The organism is Streptomyces sp. NBC_01341, assembly GCF_035946055.1.
Lineage (GTDB): Bacteria > Actinomycetota > Actinomycetes > Streptomycetales > Streptomycetaceae > Streptomyces.
The window spans coordinates 1288650-1314763 of the sequence record NZ_CP108364.1 but is presented as its reverse complement, the minus strand read 5'-3'; the positions used below and the strand labels follow the sequence as shown (position 1 = coordinate 1314763).

Annotated in this window: 26 protein-coding genes; 22 read left to right on the top strand and 4 right to left on the bottom strand. The window is 70.9% G+C overall.

Translation table 11 applies throughout. From position 1 onward, the window contains the following. Positions 1 to 9: 9 nt before the first annotated feature. The 4 genes from OG206_RS05860 to OG206_RS05845 are packed head-to-tail and all read left to right on the top strand — an operon-like array spanning position 10 to position 3206. Positions 10 to 753, top strand: a complete 744-nt coding sequence (locus OG206_RS05860; RefSeq protein ID WP_327112909.1) for an amino acid ABC transporter ATP-binding protein — start codon at positions 10 to 12, stop codon at positions 751 to 753. Between the two features lie 10 nt (positions 754 to 763). Beyond that, positions 764 to 1678 (top strand): glutamate ABC transporter substrate-binding protein, encoded by a 915-nt coding sequence (locus OG206_RS05855; protein ID WP_327112907.1) that lies wholly within the window; start codon positions 764 to 766, stop codon positions 1676 to 1678. Between the two features lie 17 nt (positions 1679 to 1695). Then, entirely contained in the window at positions 1696 to 2340 is a 645-nt protein-coding gene (locus tag OG206_RS05850; RefSeq protein WP_327112905.1) for an amino acid ABC transporter permease, read from the top strand. Beyond that, complete coding sequence (locus OG206_RS05845; RefSeq protein ID WP_327112903.1) at positions 2337 to 3206, top strand: amino acid ABC transporter permease; 870 nt, start codon at positions 2337 to 2339, stop codon at positions 3204 to 3206. Before OG206_RS05850 ends, OG206_RS05845 begins: the two co-directional genes overlap by 4 nt. A 351-nt stretch (positions 3207 to 3557) precedes the next feature. Here the strand turns inward: OG206_RS05845 and OG206_RS05840 are convergent, their stop codons facing one another. Further along, the gene (locus tag OG206_RS05840; protein WP_327112901.1) at positions 3558 to 4193 is read right to left on the bottom strand and encodes an isochorismatase family cysteine hydrolase; all 636 of its coding nucleotides are present in this window, start codon (positions 4191 to 4193) and stop codon (positions 3558 to 3560) included. A gap of 604 nt (positions 4194 to 4797) precedes the next feature. Between OG206_RS05840 and OG206_RS05835 the strand changes: the two genes are divergently transcribed. The 18 genes from OG206_RS05835 to hydA all read left to right on the top strand — a co-directional run bounded on the left by OG206_RS05835 (position 4798) and on the right by hydA (position 23280). Continuing rightward, positions 4798 to 5922: an XdhC family protein gene (locus tag OG206_RS05835; RefSeq protein ID WP_327112899.1), complete on the top strand. Its 1125-nt coding sequence runs from the start codon at positions 4798 to 4800 to the stop codon at positions 5920 to 5922. A 332-nt stretch (positions 5923 to 6254) separates the two neighbouring features. Continuing rightward, positions 6255 to 6761, top strand: coding sequence for a (2Fe-2S)-binding protein (locus tag OG206_RS05830; protein ID WP_327112897.1), 507 nt, complete (start codon positions 6255 to 6257; stop codon positions 6759 to 6761). Next, positions 6758 to 7750 (top strand): FAD binding domain-containing protein, encoded by a 993-nt coding sequence (locus OG206_RS05825; protein ID WP_327112895.1) that lies wholly within the window; start codon positions 6758 to 6760, stop codon positions 7748 to 7750. Before OG206_RS05830 ends, OG206_RS05825 begins: the two co-directional genes overlap by 4 nt. Next, on the top strand, positions 7747 to 9951 hold the full coding sequence (locus OG206_RS05820) for a xanthine dehydrogenase family protein molybdopterin-binding subunit (protein WP_327112893.1): 2205 nt from the start codon (positions 7747 to 7749) through the stop codon (positions 9949 to 9951). Before OG206_RS05825 ends, OG206_RS05820 begins: the two co-directional genes overlap by 4 nt. Next, positions 9948 to 10427, top strand: a complete 480-nt coding sequence (locus OG206_RS05815; RefSeq protein ID WP_327112891.1) for a lipocalin-like domain-containing protein — start codon at positions 9948 to 9950, stop codon at positions 10425 to 10427. The genes OG206_RS05820 and OG206_RS05815 overlap by 4 nt, the downstream gene beginning before the upstream one ends. A 283-nt stretch (positions 10428 to 10710) precedes the next feature. After that, positions 10711 to 12516: a gamma-glutamyltransferase gene (gene ggt / locus OG206_RS05810; RefSeq protein WP_327112889.1), complete on the top strand. Its 1806-nt coding sequence runs from the start codon at positions 10711 to 10713 to the stop codon at positions 12514 to 12516. Positions 12517 to 12670: 154 nt separating this feature from the next. After that, positions 12671 to 13366 carry a glycoside hydrolase family 75 protein gene (locus OG206_RS05805; RefSeq protein ID WP_327112887.1) on the top strand — a complete coding sequence of 232 codons (696 nt, stop codon included), beginning with the start codon at positions 12671 to 12673 and terminating at the stop codon, positions 13364 to 13366. 128 nt (positions 13367 to 13494) lie between these two features. Further along, positions 13495 to 13782, top strand: coding sequence for a helix-turn-helix domain-containing protein (locus tag OG206_RS05800; protein ID WP_327112885.1), 288 nt, complete (start codon positions 13495 to 13497; stop codon positions 13780 to 13782). Positions 13783 to 13801: 19 nt separating this feature from the next. Further along, positions 13802 to 14182: a PPOX class F420-dependent oxidoreductase gene (locus OG206_RS05795; protein WP_327112883.1), complete on the top strand. Its 381-nt coding sequence runs from the start codon at positions 13802 to 13804 to the stop codon at positions 14180 to 14182. A 132-nt stretch (positions 14183 to 14314) separates the two neighbouring features. Continuing rightward, positions 14315 to 15667, top strand: a complete 1353-nt coding sequence (locus tag OG206_RS05790; protein WP_327112881.1) for a hypothetical protein — start codon at positions 14315 to 14317, stop codon at positions 15665 to 15667. Positions 15668 to 15934: 267 nt separating this feature from the next. Beyond that, positions 15935 to 16468: a putative immunity protein gene (locus tag OG206_RS05785; protein ID WP_327112879.1), complete on the top strand. Its 534-nt coding sequence runs from the start codon at positions 15935 to 15937 to the stop codon at positions 16466 to 16468. Between the two features lie 182 nt (positions 16469 to 16650). Beyond that, positions 16651 to 16833: a hypothetical protein gene (locus OG206_RS05780; protein ID WP_327112877.1), complete on the top strand. Its 183-nt coding sequence runs from the start codon at positions 16651 to 16653 to the stop codon at positions 16831 to 16833. Beyond that, on the top strand, positions 16830 to 17558 hold the full coding sequence (locus OG206_RS05775) for a hypothetical protein (protein WP_327112875.1): 729 nt from the start codon (positions 16830 to 16832) through the stop codon (positions 17556 to 17558). The genes OG206_RS05780 and OG206_RS05775 overlap by 4 nt, the downstream gene beginning before the upstream one ends. Then, complete coding sequence (locus OG206_RS05770) at positions 17555 to 18475, top strand: DUF6895 family protein (RefSeq protein WP_327112873.1); 921 nt, start codon at positions 17555 to 17557, stop codon at positions 18473 to 18475. Before OG206_RS05775 ends, OG206_RS05770 begins: the two co-directional genes overlap by 4 nt. Before the next feature lie 4 nt (positions 18476 to 18479). Then, positions 18480 to 19514 carry a serine hydrolase domain-containing protein gene (locus tag OG206_RS05765; RefSeq protein ID WP_327112871.1) on the top strand — a complete coding sequence of 345 codons (1035 nt, stop codon included), beginning with the start codon at positions 18480 to 18482 and terminating at the stop codon, positions 19512 to 19514. A gap of 132 nt (positions 19515 to 19646) precedes the next feature. Beyond that, on the top strand, positions 19647 to 20489 hold the full coding sequence (locus OG206_RS05760) for a nitrilase-related carbon-nitrogen hydrolase (protein ID WP_327112869.1): 843 nt from the start codon (positions 19647 to 19649) through the stop codon (positions 20487 to 20489). Then, entirely contained in the window at positions 20486 to 21769 is a 1284-nt protein-coding gene (locus tag OG206_RS05755; RefSeq protein ID WP_327112867.1) for an aspartate aminotransferase family protein, read from the top strand. Before OG206_RS05760 ends, OG206_RS05755 begins: the two co-directional genes overlap by 4 nt. A gap of 113 nt (positions 21770 to 21882) precedes the next feature. Continuing rightward, positions 21883 to 23280 carry a dihydropyrimidinase gene (hydA, locus tag OG206_RS05750; protein ID WP_327112865.1) on the top strand — a complete coding sequence of 466 codons (1398 nt, stop codon included), beginning with the start codon at positions 21883 to 21885 and terminating at the stop codon, positions 23278 to 23280. A 97-nt stretch (positions 23281 to 23377) separates the two neighbouring features. Here the strand turns inward: hydA and OG206_RS05745 are convergent, their stop codons facing one another. The 3 genes from OG206_RS05745 to OG206_RS05735 all read right to left on the bottom strand — a co-directional run bounded on the left by OG206_RS05745 (position 23378) and on the right by OG206_RS05735 (position 26104). Continuing rightward, on the bottom strand, positions 23378 to 24169 hold the full coding sequence (locus OG206_RS05745) for an ABC transporter permease (RefSeq protein ID WP_327112863.1): 792 nt from the start codon (positions 24167 to 24169) through the stop codon (positions 23378 to 23380). Further along, positions 24166 to 25161, bottom strand: coding sequence for an ATP-binding cassette domain-containing protein (locus OG206_RS05740; RefSeq protein ID WP_327112861.1), 996 nt, complete (start codon positions 25159 to 25161; stop codon positions 24166 to 24168). Before OG206_RS05740 ends, OG206_RS05745 begins: the two co-directional genes overlap by 4 nt. Positions 25162 to 25261: 100 nt before the next feature. Next, positions 25262 to 26104 carry a DUF4097 family beta strand repeat-containing protein gene (locus OG206_RS05735; RefSeq protein ID WP_327112859.1) on the bottom strand — a complete coding sequence of 281 codons (843 nt, stop codon included), beginning with the start codon at positions 26102 to 26104 and terminating at the stop codon, positions 25262 to 25264. Positions 26105 to 26114 lie beyond the last annotated feature (10 nt).

The following is a 26114-nucleotide window of genomic DNA, read 5'->3' as shown; positions in this document are numbered from 1 at the left end:
GGGCAGCGTATGGCCGTCGATCCGTTGATCGAACTGCGGGACGTCAACAAGCACTTCGGAAAGTTGCACGTACTGCGGGACATCAATCTCACCGTCGGCCGCGGGGAGGTGGTGGTGATCATCGGCCCCTCCGGATCGGGCAAGTCGACCCTCTGCCGGACCATCAACAGACTCGAGACGATCGAGTCCGGTCACATCACCATCGACGGAAAGCCGCTCCCCGAGGAGGGGAAGGGCCTTGCGCAGCTCCGGGCCGAAGTCGGCATGGTCTTCCAGTCGTTCAACCTGTTCGCCCACAAGACCGTGCTGGCCAACGTCACTCTCGCCCAGCTCAAGGTCCGCAAGCGCGGGAAGGGCGAGGCCGACCAGCGCTCCCGGGAGCTCCTGGAGCGGGTCGGGCTCGCCTCGCAGGCCGACAAACTCCCCGCCCAGCTCTCCGGCGGCCAGCAGCAGCGCGTCGCCATCGCGCGCGCCCTCGCGATGGACCCCAAGGCGCTCCTCTTCGACGAGCCGACCTCCGCGCTCGACCCGGAGATGATCAACGAGGTCCTGGAGGTCATGCGGCAGCTCGCGCGCGAGGGCATGACCATGGTCGTCGTCACGCACGAGATGGGGTTCGCCCGCTCCGCCGCCAACCGTGTGGTCTTCATGTCCGACGGATGCGTCATCGAGGACCGCACCCCGGAGGACTTCTTCACCGCCCCGGAGAGCGACCGCGCCAAGGACTTCCTGTCCAAGATCCTCAAGCACTGACAGGGGCACCGTGTTGCGTACGAGGAACATCGCGGCCGTACTGGTCTGCCTCCTGCTCGCCGCGTTCGCCGCGGGGTGCGGCAGGGAGGGCAGCCCCCCCGTCGAGGGCCCGAAGGCGGGTGCTCTGCCCCGGTACACCGTCGACACCGGATTCCGCCTTCCGGAGTCCAGGACGTGGACGAAGGCCAAGAGGCGCGGCTACCTCGCCGTCGGGGTCAAGGAGGACCAGCCGTACCTCGGTGAGAAGGACCCGGCCACCGGCGTCTACTCCGGCTTCGACATCGAGATCGCCCGCATGATGGCGGCCTCCCTCGGCTTCCGGCCCGACACGATCCGCTTCCGCACCATCGCTTCCGCGAACCGGGAGACGGCACTCCAGAACGGTCAGATCGACTACTACGTCGGCACCTACACGATCAACGACATGCGCAAGAAGCTCGTCGGCTTCGCCGGGCCCTACTACATGGCGGGTCAGGGGCTGCTGGTCCGCACCGACGAAAACGACATCCACGGCCCGCAGGACCTGGCGGGCAAGACCGTGTGCTCGGCCGCCGGATCGACCCCGTACCAGCGCATCGCCGCCGACTACCCCGAGGCGGACCTGGTTGCGTACGACACGTACTCGATCTGCGTCGACAACCTGCTGACCTTCCAGGTCGACGCCGTCACCACCGACGACGCCATTCTCCTCGGCTTCGCGGCCAAGGCACCGGACGAGATGAAGGTGGTCGGCAAACCCTTCTCCGAGGAGCCCTACGGCATCGGCGTGCCGCGCGGCGACACCGCGCTGCGCCTCGCACTCGACGACGCGCTGGAGGCGAACGAGAAGAACGGGAACTGGAAGAAGGCGTTCGAAGCGACCCTGGGCCTCTCCGGGGTACCCGCGCCGACACCGCCGCCCATCGACCGCTACCCGGCGAACTGAGGGGCCCTGCCACCACCATGGACGTACTGACACAGAACTTCTCGCTCTACGCCAAGGGATTCCTGGGCACCCTGGAGCTCACCGTCTACGCCTCGATCCTGGCGCTCGTGCTCGGGTTCGTCATGGCCTCCTTCCGGGTCGCTCCCGTCGGCTCGCTCCGGGTGATCGGCACCGTCTGGGTCGCGGTGCTGCGGAACACCCCGCTGACCCTGCTGTTCTTCGCCGTACTCCTCGGCCTGCCGCGCTTCGGACTCGTCCTGCCCTTCCAGGTGTTCGCGGTCCTCGCCCTCGGCTGCTACACCTCCGCCTTCATCTGCGAGGCCCTGCGCTCCGGGATCAACACCGTGCCCACCGGTCAGGGTGAGGCGGCCCGCAGTCTCGGCATGTCCTTCGGGCAGACGCTGGGCAGCGTGGTGCTGCCCCAGGCATTCCGCTCGGTGATCCCGCCGGTGGGGTCGACGCTCATCGCTCTCGCCAAGAACTCCGCGATCGCCGGGGCGTTCAGCGTCACCGAGCTGCTGGGCACCTACAAGACCCTCAACGAACTCGGCTACAGCATCATCTGGTCCTTCGTCTGGATCGCCGTCGGCTACCTCATCATCACCCTCGCGATCAGCGCACTCTTCAACCTGATGGAGAAGCGCTGGGGAGTCGCCCGATGACCCACTCCACCGCCTCCGCCTCCGCGCTCTACGACATCCCGGGGCCGGCGACGCGCAAGCGTCACCTGGCCTACGGCATCGCCGCGACGGCCGTGATCATCTGCCTGCTCGGCTGGATCCTCTATCTGCTCTTCGACACGAACCAGTTCACCAGTCAGAAGTGGACGCCCTTCATCTACGTGGGCATCCAGGAACTGCTGCTGCGCGGGCTCGGCAACACGCTCAAGGCCTTCGCCTACGCGGCGGTCCTCTCCCTGGCTCTGGGCGCCGTGCTCGCGGTCGGGCGGCTGTCCGACCACCGGCCGGTGCGCTGGCTCGCGACCCTGCTGGTCGAGTTCTTCCGGGCCATGCCGGTGCTGGTGATGATCTTCTTCATCTTCGTGGCCCTCAAGGTCCAGCCCCTCCCGGCGCTCGTGGCAGGGCTGACCCTCTACAACGGCTCGGTGCTCGCCGAGGTCTTCCGCACGGGCGTCAACTCCGTGGAGCGGGGGCAGCGGGAAGCGGCGTACGCCCTGGGGATGCGCAAGACGCAGGTCACCACGCACGTACTGGCGCCCCAGGCGGTCCGCGCGATGCTGCCGACGATCATCAGCCAGCTGGTCGTCGCGCTCAAGGACACCTCGCTCGGCTACCTGATCACCTACGAGGAGTTCCTCCACGCCGGCAAGCTCATCGCCTCGAACCTCGACTACGGGCTGCCGTTCATCCCCGTGGTCATGGTGATCTCACCCATCTACATCGGGATGTGCATGCTGCTCTCCTGGTTCGCCACATGGGTGGCGAAACGCGAACGCCGCAACCCCAAGGCGGAGGGAGCGGGCGTGACTCCCGCCGAGCCGGGACCGCTGCTGCCGGGCGTCCGCTAGCCGTCGGCCGGACCCGCCCGGCAGCAGCCGGTGATCACCCCTCGCACCGCGGTACGGGAGACGACCCACCCGTGCCCGGTCGGGGAGAAGGTCAGCTGTGTGCCGGCCGGGAACGGCCGAAGTGATGAGGACCGGCACCGCCGGTCGCCAGGGCGACACAGGACCGGCCGGGAGCCGTGGGCGCGGGACACGAGTCCGCGCCGACGGCGAAGGCCGTTCCGATGCCCGTCCGCACAGAGGATGAGGGGGCGTTGCCGACCAGATTCCACATTCATCCGGCCCCGCGTCGCGTCGCACAGACGGGCGACGCGGGGCTGCTGACACCTCGCGGGCCACAGCCCGCAGCTCCGGTCAGGCCGCGCCGGGCAACTCCTCGAGCACGGAGACGATCTCCTCCGTGGTGACGATGGAGTGGGCGAACGTGGGCCCGTTCAACTCGTGTGCGGCATGCATCATGTCGGGGGAGAACGCCGCGGTGGCGTCGCGCACGAGCGTCACGTGGTAGCCGAGCTCCATGGCGAACCGGCCGGTCGACTCGATGCAGGTGTTCGCCAGCACGCCGATCAGGATCACGTGGCTGATGTCGTGCTGCTGCAGCATCAGGTTCAGGTCCGTGTTGGCGAACCCGCTCTGCGACCAGTGTTCATGGGCGACGAGCTCACCCTCCTGTGGCTGGAAGTCGGGGTGGAACTCCCCGCCCCAGGTGCCACGGGCGAAGCTGTGCTTCTTCTGGATGGCCCGGTGCGTCGGGTTCGGGTAGGACCAGGTGTCGTAGTCCCCCGGTTCCCAGCGGCGGTGAGGGACGAACACCACTCGCACGCCGGCCCCGCGGGCGGCCGCGACCACGGATCGCAGGTGGTCGACGAGGCCGACGTCCAGGGCCACCGGCGCGAGCCGCTCCCAGTTGAGGCCGCCCTCGGAGATGAAGTCGTTGTAGGGGTCGACCAGCAGTACAGCAGTGTGTCGGGGGTCGTAGCTCTCGGACACGGGCTTCTCCTCATGGTCCGGATGACGAGCGGCGGACCCGTGGCGGGACCGGCGCGCGATGGGGCTTCGTGGGCCGCCCCGGCCTTTGCGGGAGGGCCCGACGAGGGGGTGCGGCCCGGGCGCGGTGGGGCGGCGGCCGGGGGCGGCGCGACCCGGAAATCAGCGCTCCGCTTCGGACCGGTGCCGATGACCGGAATTCCGGGGGATTCGCGCGTCGAATCCATGCGCTTGCCTTTCCGTGCGGGATCGCTCACCCGCTGCGTGATTTCCGCGTCAGATAATCGTCGCACGAGGCATCGTCCACTGCCAGACCGATTGGTTGTGCCGTCCACCCGGCGCCACTGCGTCCCGACGGGGAATTCCGGTGCGCAGTTCTGTGGTCTCCTCGCACGCGGCCTCGCGCAGGCACGGCGAATTAACGGCGGAGCGACGTGAGCGTAGTGTCGTAATGTGACCCGATGACGCGCCGTGCGGACGTCGTCGGCATGCGTGCGCGCGGAAAGGACGAGCTGGAATCCGCGGTCCGAGGCCCCGCGTGCGCAGCCGGAGACCGACCGGCCGGGGCTGCCTGTGCGCCACGCGTTTCCGGAGGAGCTGAGCCCCTGTGCTGGACATCGCCGAAGAGCTGTCCCGCTGGTGCGAGCGGGGCATGCCGTTCGCCGTCGCCACCGTGGTCTCCACCGGTGGCAGCGCTCCGCGGCAGCCCGGGGCGGCGCTCGCGGTCGACGGCGGCGGCAACGTGATCGGCAGCGTGTCCGGGGGATGCGTCGAGGGAGCCGTCTACGACCTGTGCGTGCAGGCACTGTCCGGCGAGGGTCCCGCCACCGTCCACGAGGAGTTCGGCTACTCCGACGAGGACGCTTTCTCGGTCGGCCTGACCTGTGGCGGCCGGATCGGGATCCTGGTCCAGAGGATCGACCCCGGCGAACGCCCCGAAGTCGTGCACGCCCTGACCGCCGCCGTCGCCCGCGAGGCGGCGGCCGTGGCCCGGATCGTCGTCGGCCCCGCCGAACTTCTCGGCCGGGCCCTTCTGGTGCTGCCCGACGGCTCCTACGAGGGTTCCCTGGGTGATGCCGAACGCGACCGCACCACCGCGCAGGGCGCAGCGGCGATGCTCGCGGCCGGCCGCACCGGCGCGCTCGTGGTCGGTGCCGACGGCAGCCGCTGCGGGACGCCGCTGACCCTCCTGGTGGAATCCAGCGTGCCGCCGCCCCGGCTTCTGGTCTTCGGTGCGATCGACTTCGCCGCTGCCCTGGTCCGCGCCGGGACGTTCCTCGGCTACCGGGTCACCGTCTGCGACGCCCGGCCGGTGTTCGTCACCCGCCTGCGGTTCCCCGGCGCCGACGAGATCGTCGCGGACTGGCCGCACCGCTATCTCGACCAGGAAGCGGCCGCGGACCGGGTGGACGGACGCACCGCCATCTGCGTGCTCACCCACGATGCGAAGTTCGACGTCCCTCTGCTGGAGGTGGCTCTGCGCCTGCCTGTCGCGTACGTCGGTGCGATGGGCTCGCGGCGTACCCACCTCGACCGTCTCGACCGCCTGCGGGACGCGGGCCTGACCGAGACGGAGCTGGCTCGCCTGCATTCCCCGATCGGTCTCGACCTCGGCGCCCGTACGCCGGAGGAGACCGCGCTGTCGATCGCCGCGGAGATCGTCGCCCACCGGTACGGAGGGTCCGGCGCCCACCTCAGCGGCGCGTCCACGCCCATCCACCGGAATGTCTGAAGCCTCCCGCTGCCATCGACCGGGCGGTCCGGAAGGGCAAGCGGATGCGATGACGTCCCGGTGCTCGTACCGTTGCCGTACGAACAATTCCGTGTGCGGTAAACAGGTGCGGGGCTGTATCGGCGTTCTGTCGACGGTGTCGCCGCAGTCGGGTGAATGTACGCCGCTTGTCCATGGGCGTGCGTCGTGCGGAGGTACCTGGCGGCAGAATTCCCTCACTCCAGTGTTCGGCGCCCGGTCATCACCGGGAAGCCGGTAACGGATGGGCGCCGAATTCGAGGCGTCGCAGGAACGCAGGTTTCTTTTCACAGTGGTACCGGAGACGAGGTGCAATGACATCGCGAGCGGAACCCACCGATTCGCAGTCCGTCCCACAGGCAGAGTTCGCTCTGAGGGTCAACGGTGACGTGCATGACCTGCGTACGGACTGCCGGGTCACGCTGCTTGACGCACTGCGTGACGAGCTGGGTCTCACCGGCACGAAAAAGGGATGCGACCAGGGAACATGCGGTGCGTGCACCGTGCACGTGGACGACAAGCGCGTGTTGTCCTGTCTGACCCTGGCGGCGCAGTGCGACGGGCGCGAGGTGACCACCGTCGAAGGACTGGCGGACGGCGACGATCCGCATCCGATGCAGGCCGCGTTCCTCAAGCACGACGGATACCAGTGCGGGTACTGCACGCCGGGCCAGATCATGTCCGCCCTCGGGCTGCTGTCCGAAGGACGGGCCGGCTCGCCCGACGAGATCCGCGAGTACATGAGCGGGAACATCTGCCGGTGCGGCGCCTATCAGAACATCGTCGCCGCGATCCAGGAAGTGGCCGGTGATCACGAATGAGGCCGTTCGACTACGTTCGGGTACGTGAGGTGGCCACTGCCCTGGCCGAAGCCGGGGCCGACAGTGATGCCAGCTTCCTCGCAGGCGGCACGACCCAGCTCGACCTGATGAAGGACGGGGTGCTGCGACCCGGCCGGCTGATCGACATCACACGTCTTCCCCTCGGCGGTGTCGAACTCAGGGGCGGGAACCTCTTCGTGGGAGCGCTGGCCACGATGGAGGAACTCGCGGCCGACCCCGTCGTCACCGAGCGCCTGCCGCTGGTGCGGGAGGCGCTCCTGCGCAGCGCCTCGGTCCAGCTGCGCAACATGGCGACCATCGGTGGAAATCTCCTGCAGCGCACCCGCTGCCGGTACTTCCGCGACCCGTCGGTCGCGGCATGCAACAAACGGAAGCCCGGCACGGGGTGCGCGGCCCTGACCGGTGCGCACCGCACGCACGCGGTTCTCGGGACCAGTGACCACTGCATCGCCACAAGCCCGTCCGACCTCGCCGTGGCGCTCATCGCTCTGGACGCGGTGGTCCACGCCAGCGGCCAGGACGGGGACCGCACGATCCCGCTCACGGGCTTCTACCGGCCCCCGGGGGACACCCCGGACGTGGAGAACGTGCTGAAGCCCGGTGAACTCATCACCGCGATCGAGGTGCCGCTCCTGCCGGACGGCGCGCGCTCGGACTACCTCAAGGTGCGCGACCGGGCGAGCTACGAGTTCGCGCTGGCGTCCGCGGCCGTGGCGGTGGTGCTGGACGACGCCCAGGTCATCACCTCGGCCCGGGTGGGCCTGGGCGGAGTCGCCACGCATCCGTGGCGCGCCCTCGAGGCCGAAGAGGTCCTGACCGGTGGCGCGGCGAGCACCGACGTGTTCCGCGCGGCCGCACGTGCCGCGCTGGCCGGGGCCCAGCCGCGTCCCCAGAACGCGTTCAAGGTGGAACTCGCGCAGCGCACGCTGGTCCGTGCGCTGGAGACAGTCACGGGAGTCAGCTCATGACGACGACCTCTCGCCCCCTCCTCGGCCCGGGGATCAACCGCGTCGAGGGGCCATTGAAAGTGGCCGGGAAGGCCGACTACCCGAACGACTACACGTATCCGAACATGGCGCACGCCGTGCTCGTGCGCGGCACGGTCGCGGCGGGACGCATCACCGGCATCGACACCACGGCTGCCGAACGGGCCCCCGGAGTCATCCGTGTGATCACGCACCACAACGCCGGTCTTCTCGAGCGGGCGCCCGTCACGCCACTGGGTGTGTCACCGCCGGCGCCGCTCCAGGACGATGTGCTCCTCCACTACGGCCAGCACGTGGCCGTCGTCGTGGCGGAGACCTTCGAAGAGGCCACGGAGGCCGCCGGCCTCGTCCGGGTCGACTACGCGCCGGGCGAAGCCGTCCTGGACCTGGAGGACCCGCGCGCGGAGCGGCGTACGAATCCCTGGAAGCGAGACGTGCAGAGAGGCGACGCCGCCGCTGCGCTGTCCGACGCCGACGTGACGATCGACCGTACCTACACCACTGTCGACAACACGAACAATCCGATGGGGCCGCTCACCACCGTCGCCCGGTGGGAGGGCGACACGCTGTTCGTCAACAACTCGACGCAATGGCCGACCCTCGAGCGCACGTCGCTGGCGGCGGTCTTCGGCCTTCCCGAGGAGTCCGTGCACGTCATCGCGCCCTACGTCGGGGGAGGGTTCGGCGCGGGTCTCCGGGTCTGGGCCCACGTCGTCCTGACGGCCCTGGCCGCACGGGAGACGGGGCGCCCGGTGAAGCTGGTGCTGACACGGCCGCAGATGTTCACGGCCTGCGGTCACCGGCCCAAGGGGAAGCAGCGCCTGCGGATCGGCGCCACCCGTTCCGGCGAGCTCGTGGCCATCGAGCACGATGCGCTCACGTCGACCGCGATCGACGACGACAACTTCGAGCCCACCGCGACCGCTTCGGGCACCTCGTACGCCTGCCCCAACGTCTCGACGAGGGACGTCCAGGCCCGTCTCAACATTCCGGTCCCCAACTCCATGCGCGGCCCGGGGGCGACGACGGGCAACTACGCGCTGGAGTGCGCGATGGACGAGCTCGCGGTCGAGCTCGGGATGGACCCGCTGGAGTTGCGCCTGCGCAACGACGCGGCGGTACACCCCCAGTTGGGGCTGCCCTGGTCCAGCCGTGCGCACAAGGAATGCCTCGAGCACGGCGCGGAACTCTTCGGATGGTCGCGGCGCAACCCCGAACCGGGCTCCATGCGCCAGGGCAATCTGCTCGTGGGCTACGGTCTGGCCGCCGTCGGCTACCCCTGGTTCCGGGCGCGCTGCCAGGCGCGCGCGACGGTCCGGCAGGACGGGACCGCCTACGTGCGCAGCGCCGGAACGGAGATCGGCAACGGCGCGTACACCGTGTTCACCCAGCTGTCGGCGGAACTGCTGGGCCTGGACGTCGGGCAGGTCACGTTCGGGCTGGGTGACGGCTCCATGCCCTTCGCCCCCCAGACCGGAGGCTCGGGCCTGACGGGTTCCATCGGCAGCGCGGTGTACGAGGCGTGCCGCCGGCTCATCGGGGACTTCCTGGAACTGACGGCGAATGACGCGGACTCCCCTCTGCGAGGATGCTCGGTCGACGACGTCGACGTCGACGGCGGGTACATCCGCCGCCGCGACGACCCGTCGAAGGGTGAGTCGTACGCCGAGATCCTCAGGCGGCATGCCGTCGAGGAGCTGACCGCGGACGGCGAGAGCACCCCCGTGCAGCCGCAGGACCTGGGCATGGCACCGGCCGGTGCGTTCGGGGCGAAGTTCGTCGAGGTCCACGTCGACCGCGACCTGGGGCGACTGCGGGTGGCCCGCGCGGTCTCCGTCATCGACGGTGGCCGCATCCTCAACGAGAAGACCGCCGCCAGCCAGATCATCGGCGGAACCGTCGGTGGCATCGGGATGGCCCTCTTCGAGGAAGCCATCAGCGACGACGTCACCGGACGCATCGCGAACGCCACGCTCGGCGACTACATCGTCCCCGTCAACGCCGACGTCCCCGACATGCAGGTCGCCTTCGTCGGCTCGTACGACCGCGCCAACCCCATCGGTACCAAGGGCATCGGGGAGATCGGCATCGTCGGCATCGCTCCCGCGATCGCCAACGCGGTCTTCCACGCCACAGGACGGCGCATCCGCTCCCTCCCCATCACCATGGACCAACTGCTGTGAGCGGCGCAGACACCATGACGCCTGACGACCTGCGCGCCGCCCTGGTCGGCGCGTGGCGCCTCGTGTCGTACGAGGCGCGCAGCGTGGACGACGGAGAGGTCGTACGCCCCTTCGGGGACCGGCCGCTCGGTCTCATCATCTATTCGGCCGACGGCTACATGTCGGCTCAGATCACGCGGCCGGACCGGCCGCTGTTCGACACGGACCGTCTGGAGTCGGGCCGCCCGGAGGAGCTGACCGAGGCGGCCCGCAACTACCTCGCCTACGCCGGGCCCTTCCGTGTTCCGGACGGTGCGACCGTCATCCACGACGTCGCGTTGAGCCTGTTCCCCAACTGGATGGGAGGGGCGCAGCTACGCGTGGCGCGACTCGACGGCGAGGTGCTGCAACTGGCGCTGGCCACCCCCACACGCATCTGGGGAGAGATGCGCACGGGTGTCCTGTCCTGGGAGCGGGTGGGGCGCGGAGGCGGGTGACACGGGTGCGGTCCTGAGGGCCGGCCCCCAGGACAGGAGAACGTGCAGTCCGACCCGAGGCGACGCGGCGATGTGCCGCGTCGCCTCGGCGTTCCCGCAGGTGCCGCCTTCGACGGCGAGCGCGTCCGAAATCTCCTCGATGCCCGAAGAGGGGCTGCTCGCGGGCGAGTTGAGGAGCAGCCGCGAGTGGAGGGGAGCCATTCGCACCCATGGCCGAGGCGGTCCTGACGGGCCGGGTGGTGCGGCGTTACCCTGCGCGGACGATCCTTCACTGGAGGTACGGATGCGTCATTCCGTCGGCCGGAATGTGTCGTTCCTGAGCGTGATCGCCGTCCTGGGCTCGTTCGGTGCCGCCGCACCCGCGGCATCTGCGCCCCCCGTGCCGCCCCCCAAGTCGCCGGTGGCGGTGGGATACGGGGGAGCCGTGTCGAGCGTCGACGCGGACGCGTCCGCCGCGGGAATCGAGGTCCTCCGCAAGGGAGGCAACGCCGTCGACGCCGCCGTCGCCACCGCGGCGGCACTGGGGGTGACCGAGCCGTATTCTGCGGGAATCGGCGGCGGGGGCTACTTCGTCCACTACGACGCCGCCACCCGCACCGTCCGGACGATCGACGGGCGCGAGACCGCCCCTCGGAGCGCCGACGCCTCGCTCTTCCAGGAGAACGGGGTGCCGATCGCCTTCAACGACGCCGTCACCAGCGGCCTCGGAGTCGGCACCCCGGGCACCCCCGCCACCTGGCAGGAGGCCCTCGACGCCTGGGGCAGCAAGCCGCTCGGAAAGCTGCTCGAACCCGCCGAGCGGCTGGCCCGTGACGGATTCACGGTGGACGAGACCTTCCGCTCGCAGACGGCCGCCAACCAGGCGCGCTTCGCCGACTTCCCCGCGAGCGCCGAGCTCTTCCTGCCCGGGGGGCAGCCGCCTGTGGCCGGCTCGGTCTTCAAGAACCCCGATCTCGCCCGTACGTACCGGACCCTCGGGCGCAAGGGTGTCGACGAGCTGTACCGCGGCGCTCTGGCGCGCGACATCGTGTCGACGGTGCGCAAGCCCCCCGTGGACCCGGCGGCCGCACGGGTCGTGCGCCCGGGAGACCTGACGACCGGTGACCTCAGGGCGTACCGTGCGCTGCACCGGGCCCCCACCAGGGTCGGTTACCGGGGACTCGACGTGTACGGCATCGCGCCTTCGTCGTCCGGCGGGACGAGCGTCGGCGAAGCGCTCAACATCCTGGAGTCCACCGACCTCTCGAAGGCCAGCGAGACGCGGTACCTCCACCGGCTCATCGAGGCGAGCCGCATCGCCTTCGCCGACCGGGGACGGTGGGTCGGCGATCCGGCTTTCGAGGACGTGCCCACCCGTGAACTGCTCGGGCAGCGATTCGCCGACTCGCGGGCCTGCCTCATCAAGGACGACGCCGTCCTGACCAGCCCCCTCGCACCGGGCGATCCCCGCGACCCCGCCCGGTGCGCCCAGGGTGAGGTGGCGGCCCCGACGACGTACGAGGGCGAGAACACGACGCACCTCACCACGGCCGACAGGTGGGGCAACGTCGTCGCCTACACCCTGACGATCGAGTCGACGGGCGGCAGCGGCATCACCGTGCCCGGGCGCGGCTTCCTGCTCAACAACGAGCTGACCGACTTCTCCTTCGCCCCGGCGAACCCGGCGGTCCACGACCCGAACCTGCCGGGGCCGGCCAAGCGCCCGCGCTCGTCGATCTCGCCGACCATCGTGCTGGAGCACGGAAAGCCCCTGCTGGCCCTCGGCTCACCCGGCGGGGCCACGATCATCACGACCGTCCTGCAGTCGCTGACCGGCCATCTGGACCGCGGGCTGCCTCTGGTCGAGGCGATCGCCGCGCCCCGCGCCAGCCAGCGCAACTCGGCGACCACCGAGATCGAGCCCGGCCTGTGGAACAGCCCCGTGCGGGCGGAACTGGAAGCACTCGGCCACGTCTTCAAGGCTAACCCGGAGATCGGCGCGGCCACCGGTATCCAGCGGCTGCCGGGCGGGCGCTGGCTGGCGGCCGCGGAAAAGGTGCGGCGCGGCGGTGGCTCGGCCATGGTGGTGCATCCGAGCGGCCGTTCCTGACGGCTCGCCGCTCCTCGGCCCCGGTGCCGGTACGACGCCGACTGCGCGCCCGTACCGGCCCCGGGGCCTCGCGGCGGCCCTGCCCGTGGGGCGCCGCGTCGGCCAGGGTGGACCCGCCAGGGCCCGCCGTGTCCAGTGAAAGGCATCTCCTACGGTGCGTACGCGCATGCTCGCCCTCGTCGCCGCCTCGGGCGCGGCCGTCCTCGCTGCCGCGGCACTGCCCGCCTCCGCTCTTCCCGCGCAGTCTTCCGGTGCTCCGAGCGAGGGTGTGGTCCGGGCCGCCGAACTGCTGGACCGGGTGAAGACCTGCGACCGGATCTCCCACGGGATGTACCGGACGGACCAGGGGGGCCCGGCGAAGATCCCCGTGTGCGGGACCAAGAGCGCCGTGTTCTGGACGGCGGACATGGACATCGACTGCGACGGCCGCACCACCGCCGTCTGCAACAGGAAGACGGATCCCGCCTTCCAGCCCGGGACGGCGTTCCAGACGTCGGCGGGCAAACCCCTGGACTCGAGCGCGCTGCCCTACATCGTCGTACCCGGCCCCGGCCCGCTCTGGAAGTACGCCGACCACGGGATCAGAGGAGGTTCCGTGGCCGCCGTCGTGCACGGCGGCAAAGTCCTGTACGCCGTCGTCGGTGACACGGGGCCCACCGGGATCATCGGGGAGGCGTCGTACGCCGCGGCGAAGAGGCTCGGGATCGACCCCGACCCGAAGACCGGCGGAACCGCGTCCGGCGTCACGTACATCCTGTTCCGCGACTCAGCGGTGTCACCCATCGAGGACCATGACGCGGCCGTCGCCGAGGGCGAGGCCCTCGCCGCGAAGTTCGTGGCCGGCGACTGAAGGACTGCCGCGGTCGTGGGGTGACACATCACCGCCGGACCGATTCACCGCCGGACCGCACCACCTCGATGAGGACGGCCACTCCCGGCCAATTACTATACCGATCCGGTCGGTATTAGAATGACGGCATGGTACGAAACCCACTGACACCCGAGGAGCGCCTGCGTGGCGAGCGTCTCGGTGAGCTGCTGCGCGAGGCGCGCGGCGGACGCAGCATGGTCGCCGTCGCCGCGGACGCGGGCATCTCGGCCGAGACGCTCCGCAAGATCGAGACGGGCCGGGCGCCCACCCCGGCGTTCTTCACGGTGGCCGCACTCGCGGGAGCCCTGGGCCTGTCGATGGACGAGCTGCTGCCGCGTGTCCTGGCGGTCGCCGTGCCCGTGCCGGACGCGGGGAACCTGCCGCTCACGGCATAGGGCGAGTAGGGTCGCGCCCGTGACCCTCCAGGACTTCGCCCGCAGTGAATACGTCAGCCTGACGACGTACCGGAAGAACGGCACACCCGTCGCCACCCCCGTGTGGGCCGCGGCCGGCGACGGCGTGCTGTACGTCTGGACCCGTTCCGACAGCTGGAAGGTCAAGCGGCTGCGCAACGACAGCCGGGTGCGCGTCACGGTCTGCGACGTCCGCGGCAGGATCGCGGAGGGTGCGCCGAGCGCGGAGGGGGAAGCGCGGCTGCTCGACGGCGAAGGGACCCGCGCGGTGCGCACGTTGCTGTCCCGCAAGTACACCTGGAAGTTCTGGCTGGTGGACTGGCCGGCCATGGTCGCCCGCCTCGGCAAGCGGCCCCACACGGGCATTGCCGTCACCTTCTGAGGGGGCGCGCGGAGCCGTTCGGCGCTTCGGACGCACCACGCCGGAAAAGCGCGCGTAGTCCCGTCGTAACACGCCTGCGGTCGAATGCCTGCGGACTGGAGTGCTCCAGTCGGGCGGCCGGCGAGGGCGACGGTGACAGTGCATCAACATGCTTTGGCAGTAAGGGTGTTCGCACAATACCTACGAGACCTGGCCGCGCTGCTCGATCCCGGCCGGGGCTGGTACGCGGTCTTCGGCACGCGCGATCCCGAGGGTATGCGCGCCTGCTTCGAGGGGGCCGAGGTACCGCCCTGGGACGTGGTCGAATCGCTGCTCCAGGATCTCGCCGCGGTGCGGGGCACGGCGTTCGCCGCCGAGGAATCCGTACAAGCAGCCGCCCTGTGGGCCGCGTCCGTCACCGCGCACGACGGGCGCCCCGGCGGACGGGAGGCACTCGCCGGACGGCTCGGAGTGATGCTCCGGGAACAGGCCGGTGCGGCCTGGCGGCTGCGGGAGACCGGAGCCGGAGCGGCGGACGGCGACGCGGACGCGGTGGCCTGGGCGCGGGACGACCACGCCCGAGCCTCGGCCCGCTGCGCGGAACTGCGGAACAGGCTCGCAGCCGTGGAACGGGCCGCGTCCGAAGGGCGGTTCGGCGCCCAGGGGGCGGAACGCCCGGAAGCCGGCGGCGAGCCCACGATCGCCCCTCCCCACCTGCCCTCAGGGCCCTCGGCGAGCGGGGTTGACCCCGGCGCGGGGAAGAAGACCGGAACCAAGCGGAGGAGATCGCGCGGGGCGCGCTTCGCGGGGCTGGACATCGAGGACGAGCTGGAGGCGAACCCGGTCCCGGCGGGCACGACCGAACCGCAGGCGCCCGCACCGGAGGCGGCCCGCCCGCGCGGGGCCCGCTTCGGGGGCGCTCCGGCCGGGGACGGCGCCGGGCGCGCCGGCCCGCGCCCCGCCCCTCCCGACCTCGCGGCGAGGCGCGCCGCCGAGGATGCCGTCGCGCTGCTGGTGCGGCTTCGCGCGGACGGCCGCAGCGGTGAGGCGCACGTCGTGCTCTGCGAGGCGGCCGGCCGGCCCGCCGCGCATCTGCCGGTGCTCGCCGACGCGCTGGACGGGGCCGGGCTCGCGGCCGACCGGGCCACCCTCCTGTGGGAGGTCTCCTCCCTCCCGCCCGCCGAACTCGCCGCAGCGGCAGGCGCGCTGGCGGCCGCCGGCCGGACCGAGGACTGCGGGCACCTGCTGCGGCAGGGGGTGGCGCGGCCCGCCGAGGAGATCGCCGACGCCGTGGTCGCGCTCGACCGGGCGGGCCTGGAACCGGAGGCGCGGGCGCTGCTGGGCGCGTTCGTCCGTGCGCGCACCCCGCAGGACGCGGCCCGTGTCGCGGAGGGCGGCCCACACCACCTCGTCCCCCAACTGCTCGCTGCCGCGCGTGAGGTGTCGGCGGCGCGGGAGTGGGACCTGGTCCACGCCCTGCGGGTCGCGGGTATTCCGGCACCCTGAGGGCTGTCCCGCAATCCCTGGCGGGCGCGCGACGACAGCTACGGCGCCTCGCCGCGTTGTCGGAACGCCCGAATGCATCCAGTATGCGAACGTCTCTCCGCCTTGCGATGCACCGCATCTGACGCCGCGCGCTGATCCACCCGACAGGCTCTCAGGGGCGTCGTCCCGGAACGACGGGGCGGCAGGGCCAGGGAGGTTACGCCGTCGCGACATCCGATGTCCGGCCCCCGGCCGTCCGGGGGCGGCCCGCTGGGGCAGGATCGGAGCATGCCGAACGAGCCGGGGACGATCGAACTGGGCCAGCACGAACTGCGCGAGATCGCGGGTTACGCGGCCGAATGTGCGCGCAGGACGCTGTCCGTCTTCGAGCGGAGCCGTCCCGCCGACGCGCGCCCACGCGAAGCCGTCGAAGCGGCGGACGCCTTTGCCCGGGGCGGGCGGCGCACACGCGATCTGCGTGATCGCGCGTGGGCGGCTCACCGGGCGGCGCGGGAGGCGGAGCCGGGCGCGGCGGCCGATGCCGCACGCGCGGCCGGCCACGCGGCGGCCGCCGCCTACCTCCATCCGAAGGCGAGCGCGCACCAGGTGAAGCACGTCCTCGGTGCGGCGGCCCACGCGGCGCGGGTGGAGGAACTGGCGTCCGGGGACGACGCGGAGGCCGCCTCCGGCACCTTGACGTGGGCGCGCGATCACGCGCCGGCCGCGGTCACCGCCGTCCTCGGGCGCCTGCCCGCGGCGCCTCCCGGAGGCGGGCGCGTGGGGGAGATCATCCGCGACCTCGACGCCGCACTCCGCTCCTGAGGGCCCGCCGGCTGTACCGGATTCCCCGCCTGCGGGCGGCGGGCGGCTTCTGCCCTGGGTGTGGCCCATGCACGTCGCCAGTGCACACGGTCTTGCCGAGAGAAATCCCCCTCCACCCCCTAGGGTCGGTCGAGGCATAACCACACAAGTGGTACATGTCAGCCCAGTGAAGTGGAGGCACCATGCTTACGCAGGAGATCACTCTCACCGCGACCCCGGCCCAGACCACCACGCTGAGTGCCCTGATGGCGGAGCCCGAGGCGGTAGTCAGTGACGCCCCGCTCTACACCCCCGAAGCGGCGGGCTTCCTGCTCGCGCTTCTCCTCCTGTCTCCCAAGGAGCCGAAGGAGTCCCGGGGCAAGTGAGTTCCCACTCCGCTTTCGCCGAGGCGGCTGACGCCCTGGCAGGCAGCGTCCTCGGTGCCCTCAGTGGTACCGGGGGCGCTGTGCAGCCGGCGCGATTCGTCGACGACGCCCCCGACACGCTCGCGGCGCTCGCCGCCGTCCGGGTCCTCGGGGCCGACCTCTTCAGCCCTCACCTCCTGACCGGACAGCCCTTCGAGACGCAGGACGCTGCCGTGGTCGCCAAGGCGTTCGACGCCTTTCCCGCGTCCGACACCACCGAGGAGCCGGTGGTAGCCCTGCGGGACAACGCCACCGCGGTCCTGCTCGCCCGGCTCTCCGGTGACGAAACCCTGCGCGCACCCGCCCCCGAACCGCAGGCCACCGCGCAGCTCACCAGCACGGGGGACTGGAGCACCTGGTCCGTCCGCATGTCCCAGCTCGCCCCGCTCGCCACGGCCGGTCTCGACGGCCCGGTGCACGAGGCCGCCCGCCGCGGAGCCCTGCCGCTGAGCCGGGGCGTCAGCCGCTCGATCCTGCGCCGCGACTTCCCCACCGCCGTACGCCTCGTCCGCTGGCTGGCGTGGCTCCGGCACGAGGGCGTGGCCCTCCCTCTGGACCCGGACATCGCGGCCGAGCACGTGCAACTGGTGGGCGGTCCGGGCCCGCGTGCCGCGCTGGACCTGGCGATCGCCCGTCACTTCCTCGAATCCCGGCCCGGCACACCCCCTGAGGCGGCACGCACATGACGACGATCCCCGAGCCCGTCACCCGGGCGGCCCGCAGCATGGCGGACAGGGCCCTCTCATGGCTGCACGCCAACCGGGACCTCGGCGGTCTCCCGCCCGGCACCACCGAGACGATGGCCGACCCCGACAGCGTCTACAAACCCCTCGGGGAGACCACGCTCGCGGCCTCCCTCATCCTGCGTGACGGCGTCGCCGGGCCCGGCCGCCTGGCCGCCGCCCAGAGCCTGATGGACTTCACCTGGGAGCAGTTCCGCCAGGGCGACATGATCTACGAACGCCAGCTCCGCCACACGCTGATGACGGACCCGCTGGAGATGTACGCCCCCTTCGTGCGCTGCGGCTACCGTCACGCCGAACTCGACCGGCTCCTCGCCCACCGGTCCCGCATGCGGTCGGTGCACAGCGTCGAGGTGCTTCCCAACCGCAGGCTCGCCGTCGCCAACGCCGCCCGGGTCGTCGGACTCGACCACCCCGACGACCCGAGGGCCCTCGCCGCTGCGACCTGGCTCGGGGCGCGGCCGGAGCCGTGGGCCATGAACTGGATCACCGCCTACGCCGTGACGCACACGGTCTTCCACCTCACCGACTGGGGCGGGAACCCGGGCGGTCTGCCGCCCGAACTCGCCGACTACGTACGCACCTGGCTCCCCGTCTGGATCGACGTCTGGCGTGAGGTGGGCCAGTGGGACCTCGTGACGGAACTGCTCGTCGTCGGCGCCTCGATCGAGGATCCCTACTGCCGTCCGGAGGACTGGGAGGCCGTCGCGGCGCTCCAACACGAGGACGGCCTCGTACCCCGCGACGGCGACCCCGTCGACGACGACCCGCAACAGCGGTTCACCGACCACCAGCACACGGTGGTGGTCGCCGCCGTCGCCGGCTCCGTCGCACTCGCCCGGGCGGCCGGACAGGGGTGAAGGCGTGACACGACCCCCGCTCAGCGAGCGTCTCCGACCCCTCCTGACGGCCGCCGACGGACCGGCGGCCGCGGTCGCCGCCGTGCGGGGCGCCGAGCGCGCGGTGCTGTGCCGCGGCCCGGTGGACGAGAACAGCCGATTCGAGACGGGCTCGCTGACCAAGACGTTCACCGCCCTGCTGCTCGCCGAACTCGCCGCGCGGGGCGAAGTCCGCTACGGCGACCGGGCCGACCGCTATCTCCCCTTCCGGCTCCCCGGGCCGCCCCTCACCCTCCTGCATCTGGCCACCCACACCTCCGGCCTGCCCCGGCTGCCCCCGGGGCTGCTGGCCCGGGCGGTCCGAAGCGGCTGGCTCAGCAACCCCTACGCCGGCTTCTCCGAGGGCGACCTGCTCGCCTCGCTGCGCCGCACCCGGCCGCGCCACCGGCCCGGCACCCGGGTGCTGTACTCCAACTTCGGCGGAGCCCTGCTCGGCCATGTCCTCGCCAGGGCGGCAGGTGGCGACGGGGGCGACTACGCCGGCCTGCTGGCCGACCGGATCACCGGACCGCTCGGTCTGTCCCGCACCGACTGCGACCCCAACAGACCTCAGGTGACCGGGCATTGGCACGGCCGTGCCCGTCCGGTGATGCTGATGCCTGGGCTGGCCGGCGCCGGCGCCGTGCGTTCCAGCGCCCGCGACCTGCTGCGCCTCCTGGGGCTCCTGCTCGACCCCGGCTCCGTATCCGATCCCTTCCTGCGCACCGCGCTCACGGAGGTCCAGCGGCCCCGGCTCGGCGTACCGAGGACCGGTTCGCGCATCTGCCTCATCTGGAACCTCCGTCCGCGCCCCGACGGCGCGCTGCTCCATCACTCCGGGGGCACACGGGGATTCACGGCGTTCGCGGGGTTCCTCCCGGCCTCCGGCACGGCGCTCGTCGCGCTGAACAACTCGGCCCCGACACCCCTCGCGCCCTTCGTCCAGGCCGCATACGGGGCCCTGGGCGCACTGGGTCGGGGGCCCGTGGACCCAGATGGACCGCTCGGGTGTGAAACATGATCGACTCCGCCGGTTCACGGCGATGGTCTTGCCCCGCTGTGTGACGGGGCTTACGTTCTCCTCCTATGCACCGTGTCTACGGGCGTAGAGAACGCGTAGAGGCTCTCTGACGCCGCGTCGAAGGAGCAGCTCATGTCCCACGTCGTACGCGCCGCACTCGTCCAGGCGTCCTGGACCGGCGACACCGAATCCATGATCGCCAAGCACGAGGAACACGCTCGCGAGGCAGCCCGGCAGGGCGCGCGGATCATCGGGTTCCAGGAGGTTTTCAACGCCCCCTACTTCTGCCAGGTGCAGGAACCCGAGCATTACCGCTGGGCCGAACCCGTGCCGGACGGTCCGACGGTCCGCCGCATGCAGGAGCTGGCCCGCGAGACCGGCATGGTGATCGTGGTGCCGGTCTTCGAGATCGAGCAGTCCGGTTTCTACTACAACACCGCGGCCGTGATCGACGCCGACGGCTCGTACCTCGGCAAGTACCGCAAGCACCACATCCCGCAGGTCAAGGGGTTCTGGGAGAAGTACTACTTCAAGCCCGGCAACGCCGGCTGGCCGGTCTTCGACACGGCCGTCGGCAAGGTGGGCGTCTACATCTGCTACGACCGGCACTTCCCCGAAGGGTGGCGTCAACTCGGACTCAGCGGAGCCCAGTTGGTCTACAACCCCTCGGCGACCTCACGGGGGCTCTCCGGTCATCTGTGGCAGCTGGAACAGCCGGCCTCGGCCGTCGCCAACGAGTACTTCGTGGCCGCGATCAACCGCGTCGGCCAGGAGGAGTACGGCGACAACGACTTCTACGGCACCAGCTACTTCGTCGACCCGCGCGGGCAGTTCGTGGGGGACGTCGCGAGCGACAAGGAGGAGGAACTCCTGGTGCGCGACCTCGACTTCGGGCTGATCGAGGAGGTCCGCAAGCAGTGGGCCTTCTACCGGGACAGAAGGCCCGACGCGTACGAAGGGCTGGTGGAGCCGTGACCGGGCTGCACGAGCGGCACCTCGCCGTCAGCCCCGAGTGGCTGGCGCTCTACTACCGGCAGCCCCTCGAACTCACCCACGGCGAGGGCCGCCACGTCTGGGACGCGGACGGCAACCGCTACCTCGACTTCTTCGGCGGCATCCTCACCACGATGACGGCGCACGCCCTGCCCGAGGTGACCAAGGCCGTCACCGAGCAGGCCGGCCGCCTGATCCACTCATCGACCCTCTACCTCAACCGCCCGATGGTCGAGCTGGCCGAGCGCATCGCCGCACTCTCCGGAATCCCCGACGCCCGGGTCTTCTTCACCACCTCGGGCACCGAGGCCAACGACGCCGCCCTGCTGCTCGCCACCGCCCACCGCGGGTCGAACCAGATCCTGGCGATGCGCAACAGTTACCACGGCAGGTCCTTCTCGGCGGTGTCCATCACAGGCAACAAGGGCTGGTCCCCGACGACCCTGTCCCCGCTGCAGACGCTGTACGTCCACGGCGGGGTCCGCAGCCGCGGACCGTACGCCGAGCTCAGCGACGAGCGGTTCATCAAGGCGTGCGTCGCCGACCTGGAGGACCTGCTCGGGCACACCCGGGAGCCCGCGGCGCTGATCGCCGAACCGGTCCAGGGCGTCGGCGGATTCACCGCACCCCCGGACGGGCTGTACGCCGCCTTCCGCGAGGTCCTGGACCGGCACGGCATCCTGTGGATCTCCGACGAGGTGCAGACCGGCTGGGGCCGTACCGGAGACCACTTCTGGGGCTGGCAGGCGCACGCCGAGAACGGACCGCCGGACATCATCACCTTCGCCAAGGGCATCGGCAACGGCATGTCCATCGGAGGAGTCGTCGCCCGGGCCGACGTCATGAACTGCCTGGACGCCAACTCCATCTCGACGTTCGGCGGATCCCCGGTCACGATGGCCGCAGGGCTCGCCAACCTCTCGTACCTCCTGGAGCACGACCTCCAGGGCAACGCCCGGCGGGTGGGCGGGCTGCTCATCGAGCGGCTCCGCGCGGTCGGAGCGGCCTCGGAGGCCGTGAAGGAGGTCCGCGGCCGGGGGCTCATGATCGGTATCGAGCTGGTGAAGCCCGGTACCGACGAGGCGAATCCGGAAGCGGCCGCCGCCGTCCTGGAAGCGGCCCGCGCCGGCGGGCTGCTCATCGGCAAGGGCGGCGGTCACAACACCAGCGTCCTGCGCATCGCGCCACCGCTGTCGCTCACCGTCGCCGAGGCGGAGGAGGGTGCGGCGATCCTGGCCGACGCCCTCCACGCGGCGATCTGACGGCAGGGCCCCCGCGGCGGACGTCCCCGCCGCGGGGCGCACCACGTCCACGTACGTCATCGAGCAGCCGGTCCACGGGTACAGGCCCGTTCCGCCACCGCGAGGAGGGGCACATGAGCCGCACCGTCATCCACGGCGGACTCGTCGTCACCGCGTCCGACGAGATCCACGCCGACGTACTGATCGAGGGCGGCCGCATCGCCGCTCTCGCCGCCCACGGCACCGACGCCGCGGCGAGCTGGAGTGCCGACCGCAGGATCGACGCCACGGGAAAGTACGTCATCCCCGGTGGCGTCGACGCGCACACGCACATGGAGATGCCCTTCGGCGGGACGTACGCCGCCGACACCTTCGAGACCGGCACCCGGGCCGCGGCCTGGGGCGGGACCACGACGATCGTCGACTTCGCCATCCAGACCATGGGCCGCTCGTTGCAGGAAGGGCTCGACACCTGGCACGGGAAGGCGGACGGCAACTGTGCCATCGACTACGCCTTCCACATGATCATGTCGGACGTGAACGCCTCCTCGCTCAAGGAGATGGACCGCCTGGTGGCGGAAGGCGTCACGTCGTTCAAGCTCTTCATGGCCTACCCGGGCGTGTTCTACAGCGACGACGGCCAGATCCTCCGGGCCATGCAGCGCGCTTCCGGCAACGGCGGCCTGATCATGATGCATGCGGAGAACGGCATCGCCATCGACGTCCTGGTCGAACAGGCGCTGGCCGAAGGACGCACCGACCCGCGGTACCACGGCGACGTCCGCAAGGTGGCCCTGGAGGCCGAGGCCACGCATCGCGCCGTCCAGCTCGCCCGGGTCGCGGGATCGCCCCTGTACGTCGTACACGTCTCCGCCGACGAGGCCGTCGCGGAGATCGCGGACGCGCGCCACAAGGGCCTCCCGGTCTTCGGGGAGACCTGCCCGCAGTACCTCTTCCTCTCCACGGACAACCTTGCCGAACCCGGCTTCGAAGGCGCGAAGTACGTCTGTTCGACCCCGCTGCGTCCCCGGGAGCACCAGGAGGCGCTCTGGCGCGGACTCCGCAACAACGAACTCCAGGTGGTCTCCACCGACCACTGCCCGTTCTGCTTCTCGGGCCAGAAGGAGATGGGGCGAGGGGACTTCTCCAAGATCCCCAACGGCATGCCGGGCGTCGAGAACCGGCTGGACCTCCTCCACCAGGCCGTCGTGGACGGCCACATCTCACGCAGGCGGTGGATCGAGATCGCCTGCGCCTCCCCGGCCAGGATGTTCGGGCTCTATCCGAAGAAGGGCACCATCGCACCGGGCGCCGACGCCGACATCGTCGTCTACGACCCCGGCGCTGAGCAGACCATCTCCGCCGAGACGCACCACATGAACGTCGACTACTCCGCCTACGAGGGCAAGCGCGTGACGGGACGCGTGGAGACGGTCCTGTCGCGCGGGAAGCCGGTGATCGAGGACCGCGCCTACGTGGGGCACGCGGGCCACGGGACGTATCTGCCGCGGGGGACCTGCCAGTACCTGTGACGCGCCGGCGGGGCGGCGGACGCCGACGCGGTGTCGGTGTGCGCGGCCCCGGGAGCGGGACGAACCGCGGGACGGTTTCCCGCCGGTCCCTCCGGCGCTACTTCGGGTCGCGGTTGTACAGCGAGGTGGACCAGAAGTACCCGAGCGCGGCCAGTCCGAGGCACCAGGCGACGGCGATCCACCCGTTGTCGCCGATCTCGGTACCGAGGAGGAGCCCGCGCAGGGTCTCGATCGCGGGCGTGAAGGGCTGGTACTCCGCGACCGGCCGGAACCAGCCCGGCATCGCGTCGAGCGGGACGAACGCGCTGGAGAGCAGCGGCAGGATCATCAGCGGCATGGCGTTGTTGCTCGCCGCTTCGACGTTCGGGCTGGACAGGCCCATCCCGACCGCGATCCAGGTCAGCGCCAGGGCGACGAGCGTGAGCAGGCCCAGGGCCAGCAGCCACTCCACGGCGGTGGCGCCGGTGGACCTGAACCCGATGGCCACCGCGACGGCTCCGACGGTGACGATGCTCATCATGCACTGCAGGACGCTGCCGACGACGTGCCCGATCAGCACGGACCCGCGGTGGATCGCCATCGTGCGGAAGCGCGCGATGACCCCCTCGGTCATGTCCATGGAGACCGACACCGCGCTGCCGATCGTGGTGCCACCGATCGTCAGCAGCAGGATGCCCGGGACGAGGTACGAGAGGTACTCGGACCGGTCCGCGCCGCCGCCCCCGATGCCCGCGCTCATCGTGTCGCCGAAGACGTAGACGAAGAGCAGGAGCAGCATGACCGGGGTGAGCAGCAGGTTCAGGGTGAGGGACGGGTAGCGCCGTACGTGCAGGAGGTTGCGGCGCAGCATGGTGGTCGAGTCGCGGACGGCGAGGGTGAGGCTGCTCATCGGGCGTTCTCCTTGGGCTGGTTGGGCTGTGTGGGGAGGGTGGGGGCGGTGAGGGCGAAGAAGACGTCGTCGAGGTCGGGGGTGTGGACGGTGAGTTCGTCGGCGTGGATGTGGTGGGTGTCGAGGAGGTCGAGGAGGGTGCGCAGGTCGCGTTGGCTGCCGTCGGAGGGGAGGGTGAGCCAGAGGGCTTCGTCGTCGTGTGTGGTGGGGGTGAGGGTGGTGGTGGCGGTGCGGTAGGCGGTGGGGTCGGTGAAGCGGAGCCGGATGTGGCCGCCGGGGACGAGGCGTTTGAGTTCGTCGGGGGTGCCTTCGGCGGCGATGGTGCCGTTGTGGAGTACGGCGATGCGGTCGGCGAGTTCGTCTGCTTCCTGGAGGTACTGGGTGGTGAGGAAGACGGTGACGCCGTCGGTGACGAGTCGGCGGATGATCTGCCACATGGTGTGGCGGCTGCGGGGGTCGAGGCCGGTGGTGGGTTCGTCGAGGAAGATGACGCGGGGGCTGCCGACGAGGGTCATGGCGATGTCGAGGCGGCGTTTCATGCCGCCGGAGTAGGTGGAGGCGGGTTTCCTCGCCGCGTCCGTCAGGTCGAAGCGTTCGAGGAGTTCGGCGGCGACGCGGCGTCCCTCGGCCTTGGGCAGGTGGTGCAGGTCTGCCATGAGGAGCATGTTCTCCTCGCCGGTGATGAGTCCGTCGACGGCGGAGAACTGCCCGGTCACCCCGATCGCCGCACGGACCCCGTCCGGTGACGTGGCGATGTCGTGGCCGGCGACCTGGGCCTGTCCGCCGTCGGCGCCGATGAGGGTGGAGAGGATCTTGACGGCTGTGGTCTTGCCGGCCCCGTTCGGACCGAGCAGGGCGAATACGGACCCGGTCGCGATGCGCAGATCGATGCCGTCGAGCACCGTCCTGCCGCCGTACGACTTGCGCAGTCCGACAGCGGAGACGGCGGGCGGGGCAGGGTGTTGTCCACCGGCAGTTTTGGACGTGGGCATGACAGGACTGGGCATGTGGCCCTCCGGGGCGAAGGATGAAGTCGGGGCGAAGGATGAAGTGGCAGGCGAACCGCGTGCGTCGGGGAACGCTCGTGCGGGGTCAGACCTTGGCGCGACGGATGTCGATGTTTCCGAACCGGGTGCGGGCGTGGACCTTGACGGTGTCCTCGGTCGTCTCCGGCGTCTCGGACGCGGTGAGGGTGTTGCGTACCTGTCCGGCGCCCGAACTCGCGTCGATCCACGCTGCCGTGCCCTCCCGGACTCCGACCTCGATCGCGCCGTAGGACGTCTCCAGCCGAACCGTGCCGCGGGCTACTTCGCCCACACGAAGGGTTCCGTGTGCCGTGGTCGCGGTGACCGAGTCCCCGGCGCGCCGGACCTCGATGTCGCCGTTGGCGCCGCTCACCCGCAGTTCGCCGGTCGCGGCGTCGACGGTCGTGGTGCCGTGCGAGTTCTTGAGGACGGCGGGGCCGTCGACGAGACCGACGCGCATGCTGCCGGAGCTGGTGGTGATCTCGGCTGCGCCGTCGATCCGGTCCACGGCGATCGAGCCGTGCGACGCGGTCAGTTTCAGCCGGCCGGTGGTGTCGAGGCGTACGTCGCCGGACGAGGTCTTCACGCGGACCTCGCCGAGCCGGCCCTCACCGACGACCTGGGTCCAGGCGCCCGTCACGTCGACGCTCGACCCCGTCGGCAGTTCGACCGACACGTCCACGGTGCCCGTGCGGCCGAACAGATTGCCCTTGGGGGTCCTGATGTTCAGGGTCCCGCTCGCGCAGACCACCTCGGTCTGCTCGGCCGCCCGTACGTCCTGGTCGCGCTTCGGATCGCGGGGCCGTACCTCGACGACGGTGTCGAGGCGGTCGCCCGCGGTGAACCCGATGGAACCGGCATGCACGTGAGCTGTGGCCGTGATCGGCGCGGGAGTGTCGTAAGAAGGCATGGCTGTACCG